Genomic DNA, 12,616 nt, shown 5'->3' with positions numbered 1-12,616 from the left:
CTATTCCCCCTTTTTCAGTCTCTCCTTCAAACCATCCACCCTTACAAACTCCTTCTGAATCTCCTGATACATCTCCTTGTAGTCCATCCGCGCCTCTTTCAAACGCAGCGGCTCCACGATCCTGCATACAGCTAAGAACAGCGGTTCCAGCCCCATGTTGCCTACAACACCCTTCATGGTGTGCGCGGCCTCAAAAGCAGCCTGCAAGTCTTCTGCCTCGAGTGCCTCTCCCAGCTTCTGCAAATTCTCGTCTTGGAAAAGCATGTCTAAAAACCGGAGATACATATCTTCTTTAAACATAAATCTGGCCATAGTTGTCTGGTAATCTCCGCCGTATTCCTCAAATATTTCCCGAAATCCTGACATTTCTCAGACCTCCTTTCCGCATATAAAATCATATAAAATCTGGTAAAGCCGGTTTGGCTCAATCGGTTTGGCAAGATGGGCGTTCATACCAGCTGCCTTACTCTTCTCAATATCATCATCAAATGCATTGGCCGTCATGGCTATGATCGGTATCGTTTCCGCATCCCGGTTACTCAGATGCCTGATATTCGCCGCAGCCGTCAGTCCGTCCATAATAGGCATCCGGATGTCCATCAGAATAACGTCGTAGTAGCCTTCTTCTGATTTACTGAATAATTCCATCGCCCGCAGACCGTTTTCCGCAGTTTCTACCTTGAAATTTTTTCCTTCCAGCAGCATAACTGCCACCTCTGTATTGATCATGTTGTCTTCCACAAGCAGGACACGTCTGCCTGTAAAATCATAATCAACCTCTACTGCCTGCCGTTTGAGTTCTTCTTTCTTCCCAAGCGCCCTTGTAAACGCAGATACGAGCGAGGATTTAAACATCGGCTTGCTCATAAGCAGATTCACGCCCGCCATCTTTGCCTCATGCTCAATTGATATCCAGTCATAGGCCGTCATGATAATGATCGTCACGTCCGGTCCCACGATACCCCGAATCCGCCTTGCCGTCTCAATACCATCCATTTCCGGCATCTTCCAGTCGATCAGTATCATATCAAAATACCGGTCTTCTTTATGAAGCATGAGCACTCTTTCTATTGCCTTACGTCCGCTGTCCACCCACTCGGCTTTGATCCCCATCTCTTCCAGTGTTACAACAGCGCTTTCGCAGACTGCTACATCATCATCCACGACCAGTGTCTTTAAATGTGAAAAATTAAACTGTGGTTTCTTCTGGTTATGCCTCTGTTTTTCTTCCTCAGTAATCCCGAGCTTTACATCTACAGTGAATTCTGTTCCAATTCCTTTGATGGATCTGACCGTAATCCTTCCGTCCATCATATCAACGATGTTCTTTGAAATTGCCAGCCCTAGCCCTGTGCCGCCATACAAAGCTGTCGTCCCCGTCGATTCCTGTGAAAACGGCTCAAAAATATGCGGCAGAAAATCTTCACTCATGCCGACGCCTGTGTCATTTACAATAAACCTGAGTACAGCATCATTCTTTGCCCTTCTCCGCTGAGCTGCTGAAAAGGTAACTTTTCCACCTTCATCAGTGAATTTGATCGCGTTGCTCAGAATATTAATCAGCACCTGCTGGAGCTTCATGGCATCCCCGATATAATAATCATCCAGCACCGGATCGACAATACATTCGTATTCTACGCCTTTGCTGGAGGCCTGTGCATAACAGATTGAATTAATTCCGTTTAAAAAATCCTCTGTCGGTATCTTTTCATTCTTTAACAGCATCTTTCCGCTTTCAATCCTGCTCATATCCAGAATATCATTGATCAGTGACAGCAGGAAACGGGAAGATATCCCGATCTTGGAAATACAGTCAGCCACCTGTTCATCATCCCCGAGAGACTGGACCGCAATTGTACTCATACCGATAATCGCATTCATAGGCGTCCTGATCTCATGGCTCATTCTGGAAAGGAAATCGGATTTAGCTGCATTGGCCTGTTCTGCTGCAACCAGCGCAGCCGCAAGTTCATCTTTCTGTTTCTGCTCTTTATGTACAACATCCGTGACATCCGTCTGGGCAAGGCAGACCTTTCCAAGCTCCCTGTCAATATAAAATATCTGAAAACGTTTTACGCGGAGTCGGCCGTGCCTGTCTTTTACCTCGCTTATAAAAGAGTAGCATTCCTTCTCTGCAAGCTGTTCCCTCATATACTCAAAAGAGAGTTTCTTAAGAGCTTCGTCTTTCGCACTCTCAGGCATATAAGCATCAGCAATTTTTCTAATTTCATCCTGGAAATTCCCCGTGAGGGGAATTGTATTCTCCTTTTCATCAAAAGAAATCAGCCTGTGTGTACCGTGGAATATATCAACTTCTGCGATAATGTCATAATCCAGTTTTGTAATTTTATTCAACAGCTGTTCCTGCAGTTTCTGTTCGGTAATATCAAATGTATAGAAGAAAATAATAAGGTCACCTGTCTCAGGATTCTGGTATGAACGCATATTCGTACTGCTCGAGAACACACTTCCGTCATTCCGTTTTCTTAAAAACTCGAAATGATAGTCTACTTTCCCCTCGGCATAGTCTGATATCACTTTATCCCTGTCCATCTCGGTCAGAATTGTATACGCTGCAGTTTCTTCCACGGCTGATGCCGCAAAGCGGTCAAACGTTTCCCGATAGGTTGCACCTACAGTTGTAACTGCCGAATCAGAGTTACTGAGATAACTTTCCACCCGGTCTTTTGTCACATTGATGCGCCCCTGGATACTGTCACCTGCCGAGGATAATGCCGCAAAATAATGAAGTTCCTTTTCATACACTTCCCTAATCCGGTCCTGAAGCTGCTTTGTGTCCGTCACATCAACAAAAACACAGTAAAAATATTCATCCCCGTCCTCTTCATCCAGAAGCTGTGCCTTGATTGATATCCACCTTACAGAGCCGTCTTTACAGACCAGCCTGTTCTCATTCTGGATTGTGTTTCCATGTTCAAGCTGGGACCTGAGCTTATCCGCCATGATCTCCAGATCATCCGGATATATAACAGCGGACATCCTGTTTCCCATAGCCGCAAACTCTTCTCTTGTATAGCCCAGAAAATCAAACAATCCGTCATTTGCATCAATTACAGAAAAATCTTCATCAAAACGGCACCTGAAGACCGCTCCCGGTATGTTATTATAAATGTGCAGTACTTCATTCTGTGCTCTCTTTTGTGCAGTAATATCTATACACACAGACGTAATTGCCTGTCTGCCATTCTCATCTGCTGTGCGAAGTCCGTTATCATGTACCCAGATATAAGTACCGTCTTTTCGTTTCATCCGGTATTCTACGCTGTATTCACCTTTTAGTCTGATCTGGTCCCCGACTTCTTCATCCACCCTGTTTCTGTCCTCCGGGTGCATGCAGTTACTGATCATACCATCTATGTCCGTGACAAATTCTTCCTCGTTCTCATACCCCAGATAGTCCAGCATACGCCGGTTAATAAAATAAAAAGGAAATTCTGGTTCTATATATCCGCCCATCATACCGCCTGCCAAAGAAGCATCAAGCAGCTCCTGACGCTGTTTCATAACATTTTCCATGACCAGTGTCTGCGGATAATGTTCATCTCCTCTCTGACTGCTGCTCGGTTCCGCTATCTGCATGTTAAGTATAAACCACTTTTGTCCACACTTCTTTAAGATAAAGAAAGGCCGAAGATGCCATTTGTATAATGAATTTTTTAACACTAACTCTGCTGCAAGAGTGTGTATCTCCTCGGTCAGGGGCTGTTCATACAGAACATTCAGTTCCATCTGGAATGGCTCCGGGATTTCACAGATATCTCGTTTCAGATATTCCTGCATCTCCCCGATCCCATCTGCGGACTCGTGAAAACCAGTACCAGTAAATTTCATATTTTCTGCCAGAAAAGAAACTGTTTTTTCCAGACTCCTCTCCTGAAACCATGCTTCGCAGAATGCGTATATCGTCTGCTGTGCATCACTTTGTTTTATCATTCTGAATCCTCTTTCTGCGGACTGTATCTATTCACTCGCCTGTCCTTTATATTTCATCTCTGCCGGAAACTCCTCTGTGTCTGAATGCTCCTGCTTCCCGAGAAGTTCTTTAAACTCCGCACATGGCATTGGTTTTGCGAAATAGTAACCCTGAACATAATCACAGCCAATCTCCTTGAGACGGTTAAACTGCTCTTTTGTTTCCACCCCTTCTGCCACTACACTCAGATGCATCCAGCGCGCAAGTGCAATAATAAACTGCAGGATTCCCTGGCTGTTCGGCTTGGCAGTCTCGCTTTGGATGAATTTCATGTCCAGCTTCAGGATATCAATAGGCATCTCATTCAGCATATTTAGTGAAGAGTAACCGCTTCCGAAATCATCCATTTCTATAATAAACCCAAGTTCACGCAGCTGTCTGACCGTGTCAATAATCTGTGTCGGATTTTCCGTATACGCACTCTCTGTAATTTCCAAATGCAGATGTGATGGGGACAGGTTATACTTCTTAACCGTCCTCATTAAAATTTCTGCCAGATCTGCATTGTAGATATCCGCTCTGGATACATTCACAGATACCGATATCGGGGGAAGCCCTTCCACCTCCCATTCCTTTATGATAGCACAGGTCTTGTCCCATACATACTGGTCCATCTTTGTAATAAATCCATTCTTCTCAAATAAGGGGATAAACTCAGCCGGAGACTGGAATCCCCACTCCGGATGAATCCATCTGACCAGCGCTTCTGCGCCAACCAGCTTTTGATCCTCTATCCTGTACTTGGGCTGAAGATATATCTGGAACTGGTTCTGTGCCAGTGCCGATTCCATGCTGTCTGTAATCATCTGTTCCTTGAGCATACTGTTGCGGAGCGTATCATCATAAGCCGCGATGTATTTGCCATACTGTCCCTTGATACTGCGGGCAGCAAGAAGCGCCCTGTCGCACATCTGCTCTACAGAGATTGTCCTGTCTTCGATATAATAGATTCCCCATTTCATCACGATGTTCCTGACATCCATAAATGCATTGACTTCTTCCGTCGCCGTCCTGAAGAGTTCCTCCGTGAACCCGTCCCGCCGCTCCAGAAGGCATGCAAACTGATCTGAATTCATCCGTCCGCAGATTCCCCTGCTGCCCACGCGCCTCTTATACATATCTGCGATGCCGCACAGCAGCCGGTCCCCTGTCGGCACTCCGAAAACGTCATTAATAAGTTTAAAATTTTCAATATCTGAACAGATAATATCATACTGCTTCTCCGGATTCCGAAGCAGTATGTCCTTAATCTGCTGATAGAAAAACTCCTTACTGTACAGCCCTGTCAGTCTGTCATACTGTATCAGGTTCACCATAGCCGCAGTCTCCCGCAGATTAATGATACTTGCCACGCGGTGCAGGATTATCTGGGGCCGGTAAGGCTTGGCAACAAAGTCAGATGCCCCGTGGGACAATGCCGCAACTTCATCCGATTCACCGTCATTTTGTGTTGTTACAATAACAGGTATTGAGGAATAAGCCGGATCTGCTTTCATGATAGATAGAAAGGTATAGCCGTCCATGACCGGCATAACAATATCCAACAGAATAAGAGAAATGCCCTCTTTATATTGCTTTAAAACATCCAGGGCCTCCTGCCCGTTTTCCGCCTCCAGTACATCGTAATCAGAAGCAAGAATCTCACATAATAAGCCCCTGTTTAGCGGATTGTCTTCCACAACTAAAATTTTTTTCCGTGAAAACATGATTTCACCCCTCTGTCTTTGAGATTTATGTATTATTATTTGGAATAAATGTGCAGTTTAGAAAAAGCTAATATATACCATTTGATTTTATCATAGTACTTTTAAAAAGGCAATTGTTTTGCCTGCACATCAGCAGGCGGAAATCAAAATGAACGGCCAGGAGACTTCACCTTCTGGCCGTTCGTTTTGATTCTGTAATTCTATTTTTCAGCTTTCTTTTCATCTATTTTATAGATAATACGTCCCCCTGCAACTGAAAGGAGTACCAGTGCAAGCAGTATAAATGAACTTGGGATCAGCTGGAATTTTATGATAAGGAATCCCAGTATAATCGGTGCAATTGCCAGCTTCGGTGACTTTTTAATCAGGGTAACCCCGAGTGCACCGAATAAGGCAGGCACGATATTGTTGAAGGCCGGTGCCAGGGCAGGATTACCCAGTGGTTTCGACAGCGGTGTGAGCAGCAGGACACCTGCGAAAATTACCAGTTCACATGTAATTGTTGATGCGCCGACAGCCAGAGTTGAAAGTACATTGGATTCTTCCGTATATTCTGTCGGATCCAGCCCCGCAGATTCCAGTGCTGCTATCGTAGCCGGAATCTTCATATTCGTAAAGTTCCCTGTAAGCGCCATCATGTACATACCAGATGGGCTGACGATCGGCGCGATACTGAAGAAGTCCCCGATAGATGCCGGAATCATCATTAACATAATTGCCGTAAAGCTTGCCCCCATCGCATGAAACGGAAGCGGTACTTTATAGTAAACTGCAATCGCCGTCGGGAAAAACAGAGTACAGACGAATGCAATAACAAGAGAAATCCGTCCTATTCTGTGAGCCTGATTATCATATGCCGTACTTATATCATTCATAATATTTCTCTCCATTTCTACTAATTTTTAATTATAACAGGCATGCTGCCGCCATTCCGCAAATCATACTGATAGATAAGGAAAAATCCTGCAGCCACCTGAAACCTGTTTTTTTGATAAACCATTCAATAATCAGCGCAAATACAGCACTTGTCAGCATAGCCGCCAACGCGGAGCCCCCCGAAACGACCGGTTCCAGAATAAACTTGGCATAGACACCCAGTAAAACGGCGGATATAAATATTTTATTCCAATTTGAATTCCTGTTTTTTTCCATGCTTTTTGACAACTGCTGTTTGTATTTCTTAAAGAAGAAAAGTGTAAAGGTTATCATAACGCTTGAACCAATAGTCATAGTCCAGACAGAATTCAAAAATGCCTGCATGGTATAGCCACTCTGCCCCAGTGCCACTCCCATAGCATCCGCCCCCATGTTAGCGGCAGCCAGTTCATAGGAAAGCGAACCAATCACGGAAAGGCGGGCCCAGGAAAATGGGAGCCCCATAATAGGTACCAGTGTCAACAGCGCGATGACCGTCGCAATACTAGGAACCACCGTCGTAACAGATGCGGTTTTCACAACACTTTTTATCTGTGAATGGGGAATATTCAGCTGTTTGGCCCTCTTAAGAGCCATCCGGATAAAAACAAAGACCTGAACAATAATGATTGCAAAAAGTATAAAAGTAATAATATAGAAAATAGGGCTGTTTGCCACTTTTAAATATTCTTTCATTGAAAATACCTCCTGAACACGGTTGAATTGCTCTTATTTTTTCATAAGATTTACGATAGTTTCTGCAAGCAGCCCGGAAGCCTGATATAATATTTCATCATCCAGATCATACATGGCATTATGGACGGGATAATAAGAATTTTTGCATGTTTTATTTGTAAGGAACATGAAATATCCTCCCGGGACTTTCTCAAAGAAACAGGCCGCGTCTTCCCCGCCCATGAGCGGCGTGCTGCTGCGGATCAAATCCTGTTTCCACTTCATTGTCTGATAAGTATCTGCTATTGTATCCAAAACCTCCGGGCTATTTACAAGGGATGGGACCCCTTCCTCAATCTGTACGTCACACGACGCCCGAAATGCAGTGCAGACAGCTGATGCAAGTTCCTTAAGACGTTTTGTGATATAGGTCCGGACAAAGGGGTTCTGGGTACGGTAGGTCCCCCTGAGTTCCGCATAATCGGGAATAACATTAAAAGATTCGTTTCCGGCATGCACTCCGGATATTGTTATAACCGCAGGTTCAATCGGGGCAATCTCCCGGCTGACAATCTGCTGAATAGCTGCGATAAGCTGAGACAGCGGAAGGATCGGATCAACACAGTTTTCCGGCATTGCCGCATGCCCTCCTTTGCCATAGATACGGATGATATATGCATCACTGGACGCAGAATACACATGACGCTCATTCTCCACAATTTCAATACTGCCGTTTTTAACATTTTCTTTGTTCATCGTATGCATCGCCAAAAGGACATCGACCTTAGGATTCTCAAGAGCCCCATCCTTAATCATTGCCTTTGCTCCGTCCAGAGTCTCCTCACCCGGCTGAAATAAAATCTTTACCCGTCCGGGAAGCTCATCTTCCATTGCCTTCAATATCTTCGCCGCCCCCAAAGCCGCTGCCGCGTGTGAATCGTGTCCGCATGCATGCATATTGCCGTTCGATGAGGCGAAGTCCAGTCCGGTCTTCTCACTGACTGGAAGTCCATCCATATCTGCCCGGAGACCAACTGTTTTTCCCGTATTGTGTTTTCCAATCAGAGCAACAATTCCGGAACCATCGGCACATTTGCTGTATGAAATCCCCATCCTGTCAAGCTGCCCTGCTATGTACCGGGCCGTCTTCGGCAGGCTCACCCCGAGTTCAGGAAACTGGTGCATGGCACGCCTCCAGTCTGTAATTTCCCCCTGAATCTCCTCTGCATATTCCTGAATATTCATCGTTTTCAATTCCTTTCCTGTTATTTTCACTTATCTTTTTTACCGCTTATTAGAAGAAGGTATGGATATCATTGTTAATCGGAGTATAAAAAATCTCTTTTATCCTTACACCCCCTTCTTCCTCTGCCAGAATCCACATCAGCTTAGTAACTGCCGCCTCCACGGTCATATCGTAAGTCTGCAGCACGTCATATTCCTGCAGCGCCCTGACTCCTACTTCATAAACAGACATATCACTGCCCTCATACATCGCCTGTGTAGCAACCACCACAATACAGCCCTGTTCCTTTAAATGCTCCAATTTGTCAATAAAATTTCTCGGGCTTGCAAAGGGCAGGCCTCCCACACCATAACTTTCTATTAAAACAGCATCGTAATGGAGGGCAATATAATCAAGTATGTCCGGGTTCACTCCCGGTATCAGCTTCAGGACAAACACCCGTGGATTCAGTTTATGGTAAAATCTCACCTTCTCTGCAGGACTCTGTGAAGGCGTGTACTGTATCACATGGCGTCCATTGATAAATGCGGCCGCAGGATAATTGATGCTGTTAAAAGCCTCAAAACTTTTTGATTTTATTTTCTTTGCATGTGTACCCAGAATGGCCTGACCGGAAAATACCACATATACTCCGTACACATTCTCATGACAGGCAAACAGGAAACTATCAAGCAGATTTTTCCACGCATCTGTAACTGCATCGATGATAGGTTTCTGTGAACCGGTCAGAATCACCGGCTTATCTGCATTCTGAATCAAATAAGAAAGAGCTGCCGCGGTATACGCCATCGTATCCGTCCCATGTGTGATAACAAACCCGTCATAGAATGGATAGTTTTTTTCTACCGTTCCTGCAATCAGCAGCCAATGTTCCGGCTGAATATTCGTGCTGTCGATATTCAGCAGGGAATACGTGTCGATTTCACATTCTTCCGGTATTTCTGGAAGCTGGTTCAGCAGTTCCTCCGGAGATATGGAAGGGGAAAGCCCTTTTCCGGAAGATTTTGATGCAATCGTCCCTCCGGTCGCAATAAGAAGAAGCTTCTTTTTCATATGACCTCCTTTACTTTCTCTGTATTTTTGTTTATAATATCATTCATCACTTTAAAAATGAAATTCTATTTGTGCATATTGACATATCAAAATTGATATACATATAATAAAGGGGAATATCATGGACAAATTTCAGGCAATCAGATGTGCACTGACAATTAGAAAATATGGAAAAATATCAAAAGCCGCAGATGTTCTGTTTATGGCGCAGCCTAATCTGAGCAGGACACTGGCCGCACTGGAAGAAGAATTGGGATTTGCTCTTTTTTCCAGAAGCAAAAAAGGACTCACTATCACGAGCCAGGGAGAACGATATCTGACACAGGCCGAGGGCCTTCTCGAGGAGCTTGCAAATCTGGAAAAAGCATGCCGCTGTGAACAGCTTTCGCATGTAACGATAGCAACCATAGAATCTTCCCTGTATATCAACCATATTCTGGATGCGATGCAGCAATATCCTGAACTGCCTATCGAATTCACGGAAAATGATCTGGATGAGGTCATAGAACTGGTTGAAAGTGAGAAAGCAGAATTTGGTCTGATCATCATTCCCTATTCACAGCAGAAAAATTATGAGAAGTATTTCTCCGGACATGGCCTGGCCTATTTCCCAATCTGCAGAACACCCTATTTTCTGCTGACAAACCGCCAGAACCCTTATTTTAGAGAAGGGGAAAAGCCTGATTTAAACAAACTGAAACACTGCATTCTAAGCAGCACACAGCACAGTATGAGATTAAAAGATGAATCACTGGGCACCTACCTCCCCAAAGAATGCCGGATTCTTGAACGCAATGTCCGTTCTTCCAATATGGATTTTCTGGATACATTTCCAAATGGTGTCATGATAACCTTCCAGACCCACCAGCGTGTCCTGCGGCGCAACGATCTGATATCAATCCCACTGCGGCAGCTCCCGCTGAGTATGGAATATGCTTATGTCTGTAAGAAACGCAAAAAACTGGAGAAGCCAGTCAAAATGATTCTTGGGGTCCTTTGTGAAGAGGTGAAAAACGAGTTGGAAGGTAACTTCTTAGAATGATCTGAATTATGGATGAAACCTGTTAAATGGGAATGTGTTTCTAATGGTTGAAAATCTATATATTCAAATACTGTTTTAGGTGTTTTTCCGCAATAATGTCCCTGCCACAAGCTGGGATTTGATTATTACTGATTTTACTTGGAGGGTTTTATTATGTACGAAAAATATTTAGAACAGCTTGAGGAAGCCGGAAAAATCTTACCTGTCAGGACGTTTGCCATCGTATGTATTTCACTTTTCAAAAAACAGACTATTAGCTGGATTGATTTTGACAGCCTGCCGACGTGGATGAGCTGATTATGCAGACGGGGCAAAGGAATATATAGACAATTTTCAAAAAATAACAAGGTAACCTTCCCTTTTTAACTGGCGGTGGATGATACAGCTTTTATACCTGTAAACTAAAGATATCCCCTATTAAGAATAAATTTCTTAACAAGGGATGTCTTTTTGTCCAACTTAAAACTGACTGTATATAAAGGCCGGTGCCTGTGAAATGTCTGCATTCAGAAAATGCAGCAGGCACAGACAGGCTATGAGACAGACTGCAAGGCTTCCCCCTGCAAGCTGAAGTATTTCATTCTTTCGTAAATTCTCTATAAAGTGCTTCATTCACCCTCGTCCATCCTTTCCATCCAAGATGCATAACGTCATGCATAAAATACTTTTCGTGTGCGTATGGTGTCATATCAACAAAAGCTACATTTTCATAGGGTTTCACCAGATTGGCAACTTTTTTATAATAATCATCACAGAGCATACCCTGATAGTCATACCAAGCACCGTTGACTGGTATGCTTACTACTATCACCTCAATACCGAGCTCCTTAGCCACATCCAGAAAACAGGTCAGGTCATCATATTCAATGGACTCCGTAAAAGCCTGCTCTTTCTTTTCCACTTCCCCATTCTCAAAAGGCTCCTGCACATAGTCGGTCCAATACTGGTTATGGATTCCAAAGTCATTATTCGTGCAGTATACCTTTCCCTGTTCCTCAGCTAAATTCAGCATTTCAGTGAAGTCCATGTTCTTCAAATCCACTTTAGGCAAATTGTGCTCCATGGAATCTAAATCTTTATAAACTGCATATTTGTCCTTCAGCTCCCAGAATTCCGACATCAGCTTAGAATACATCCCATATATACCTAGCTTATTCTCATAACCTTTTTTATAGTTCTCTACTCTCGCAAGCTGGATAGGACTGTCTTTTAAAAGCTCCAATGTCCTGTCTATGACATACTCCTTATTTTTATCGCTGATACGCTTATTTGCCAGAAAGTTCAAAAAATGTTCTTCTCCGAACCGCTGCGGGAATGCATCGGATGAAATTCCTCCTTTTTCGAACCACTGGGGAGATAAGAAGAGTGCTACTTTCTTAGTTTTCAGACAGTCTTCTATGGATCCCAACTCCATGATATGACTGAGCGACTGGAAATAATCCCCGCCAATTGTAACAATATTCATATCATCACTGTTCAAAAAACTTGAAATATAACTCTGGCAGTCCCCGAGGGAAACTAATTCAGATGACCCAAAGATGGGCAGGGTATTTTCATCAATCACCTGTTTCTGAATGTCATAACTCCAAAACCTTTCATAGCTTCTATAGTTTCTGACTGCCTCTTTGTTCTTGCTAATACTGCTGTCCAAATGCCTGTCAAAGCAAAATACAGCCGCGATGAATAAAAGAATGCCGACTATAAAGGCACATATCTTTCTCATGTTATTTTACACCTTTTCCGATTAATATCTGCTCTATTTTATGGATAGTTGAAAATTCTTCCTTATCATATTCCGTTGGTGACAGTGTAACATGGAATGCATCCTCAATCTCAATCAGCAATTCCGCAATTGCCAGAGAATCCAAAAATCCCTCTTCAAACAAATCCAAATCTAAATCTTCTCTCACTGCCCCATCGTCACAAATCTCTTCCATAATATCCAATAACTTCTCTTCCACTCTTCTGACTCTCCTTTCTACTCA

General features: G+C 43.7%; 11 protein-coding genes. 2 read left to right on the top strand and 9 right to left on the bottom strand.

The annotated features are described in order from the left end of the window. The 7 genes from ABIN22_RS08200 to ABIN22_RS08170 all read right to left on the bottom strand — a co-directional run bounded on the left by ABIN22_RS08200 (nucleotide 1) and on the right by ABIN22_RS08170 (nucleotide 9,589). Nucleotides 1–366: an Hpt domain-containing protein gene (locus ABIN22_RS08200; protein WP_118620794.1), complete on the bottom strand. Its 366-nt coding sequence runs from the start codon at nucleotides 364–366 to the stop codon at nucleotides 1–3. A 3-nt stretch (nucleotides 367–369) separates the two neighbouring features. Beyond that, nucleotides 370–3,954 (bottom strand): PAS domain-containing hybrid sensor histidine kinase/response regulator, encoded by a 3,585-nt coding sequence (locus ABIN22_RS08195; protein ID WP_346907865.1) that lies wholly within the window; start codon nucleotides 3,952–3,954, stop codon nucleotides 370–372. 27 nt (nucleotides 3,955–3,981) lie between these two features. Further along, the gene (locus ABIN22_RS08190) at nucleotides 3,982–5,700 is read right to left on the bottom strand and encodes a two-component system response regulator (RefSeq protein WP_346907863.1); all 1,719 of its coding nucleotides are present in this window, start codon (nucleotides 5,698–5,700) and stop codon (nucleotides 3,982–3,984) included. Between the two features lie 200 nt (nucleotides 5,701–5,900). Continuing rightward, nucleotides 5,901–6,575 (bottom strand): hypothetical protein, encoded by a 675-nt coding sequence (locus tag ABIN22_RS08185; protein WP_346907861.1) that lies wholly within the window; start codon nucleotides 6,573–6,575, stop codon nucleotides 5,901–5,903. 31 nt (nucleotides 6,576–6,606) lie between these two features. Next, nucleotides 6,607–7,311 carry a DUF5058 family protein gene (locus tag ABIN22_RS08180; protein WP_118620798.1) on the bottom strand — a complete coding sequence of 235 codons (705 nt, stop codon included), beginning with the start codon at nucleotides 7,309–7,311 and terminating at the stop codon, nucleotides 6,607–6,609. A gap of 33 nt (nucleotides 7,312–7,344) precedes the next feature. Then, nucleotides 7,345–8,565: a M20 metallopeptidase family protein gene (locus ABIN22_RS08175; RefSeq protein WP_346907859.1), complete on the bottom strand. Its 1,221-nt coding sequence runs from the start codon at nucleotides 8,563–8,565 to the stop codon at nucleotides 7,345–7,347. 19 nt (nucleotides 8,566–8,584) lie between these two features. Then, complete coding sequence (locus tag ABIN22_RS08170; RefSeq protein WP_346907857.1) at nucleotides 8,585–9,589, bottom strand: asparaginase; 1,005 nt, start codon at nucleotides 9,587–9,589, stop codon at nucleotides 8,585–8,587. Nucleotides 9,590–9,710: 121 nt separating this feature from the next. On the opposite strand from ABIN22_RS08170, the gene ABIN22_RS08165 reads away from it, so the two are divergent. Next, nucleotides 9,711–10,631, top strand: coding sequence for a LysR family transcriptional regulator (locus tag ABIN22_RS08165; RefSeq protein WP_346907855.1), 921 nt, complete (start codon nucleotides 9,711–9,713; stop codon nucleotides 10,629–10,631). Nucleotides 10,632–10,784: 153 nt separating this feature from the next. Further along, nucleotides 10,785–10,928 carry a hypothetical protein gene (locus ABIN22_RS08160; protein WP_346907853.1) on the top strand — a complete coding sequence of 48 codons (144 nt, stop codon included), beginning with the start codon at nucleotides 10,785–10,787 and terminating at the stop codon, nucleotides 10,926–10,928. A gap of 280 nt (nucleotides 10,929–11,208) precedes the next feature. Here ABIN22_RS08160 and dltD read toward each other — a convergent pair whose 3' ends face one another. Together dltD and dltC are read right to left on the bottom strand one after the other, a co-directional pair. Then, nucleotides 11,209–12,354, bottom strand: a complete 1,146-nt coding sequence (dltD, locus tag ABIN22_RS08155; protein WP_346907851.1) for a D-alanyl-lipoteichoic acid biosynthesis protein DltD — start codon at nucleotides 12,352–12,354, stop codon at nucleotides 11,209–11,211. Between the two features lies 1 nt (nucleotide 12,355). Beyond that, nucleotides 12,356–12,592 (bottom strand): D-alanine--poly(phosphoribitol) ligase subunit DltC, encoded by a 237-nt coding sequence (gene dltC, locus ABIN22_RS08150; protein WP_118620803.1) that lies wholly within the window; start codon nucleotides 12,590–12,592, stop codon nucleotides 12,356–12,358. Nucleotides 12,593–12,616 lie beyond the last annotated feature (24 nt).

The organism is Faecalicatena orotica (assembly GCF_905197545.1).
Lineage (GTDB): Bacteria > Bacillota > Clostridia > Lachnospirales > Lachnospiraceae > Faecalicatena_A > Faecalicatena_A orotica.
The sequence above is the reverse complement of the archived record's forward strand: the minus strand, read 5'-3'. Positions and strand labels throughout refer to the sequence as shown.

Bases quoted from the DNA above. Each gene is read 5' to 3' on its own strand.
- ABIN22_RS08200 (WP_118620794.1), bottom strand. From the start codon at position 366: ATGTCAGGATTTCGGGAAATATTTGAGGAATACGGCGGAGATTACCAG.
- ABIN22_RS08195 (WP_346907865.1), bottom strand. From the start codon at position 3,954: ATGATAAAACAAAGTGATGCACAGCAGACGATATACGCATTCTGCGAA.
- ABIN22_RS08190 (WP_346907863.1), bottom strand. From the start codon at position 5,700: ATGTTTTCACGGAAAAAAATTTTAGTTGTGGAAGACAATCCGCTAAAC.
- ABIN22_RS08185 (WP_346907861.1), bottom strand. From the start codon at position 6,575: ATGAATGATATAAGTACGGCATATGATAATCAGGCTCACAGAATAGGA.
- ABIN22_RS08180 (WP_118620798.1), bottom strand. From the start codon at position 7,311: ATGAAAGAATATTTAAAAGTGGCAAACAGCCCTATTTTCTATATTATT.
- ABIN22_RS08170 (WP_346907857.1), bottom strand. From the start codon at position 9,589: ATGAAAAAGAAGCTTCTTCTTATTGCGACCGGAGGGACGATTGCATCA.
- ABIN22_RS08165 (WP_346907855.1), top strand. From the start codon at position 9,711: ATGGACAAATTTCAGGCAATCAGATGTGCACTGACAATTAGAAAATAT.
- ABIN22_RS08160 (WP_346907853.1), top strand. From the start codon at position 10,785: ATGTACGAAAAATATTTAGAACAGCTTGAGGAAGCCGGAAAAATCTTA.
- dltD (WP_346907851.1), bottom strand. From the start codon at position 12,354: ATGAGAAAGATATGTGCCTTTATAGTCGGCATTCTTTTATTCATCGCG.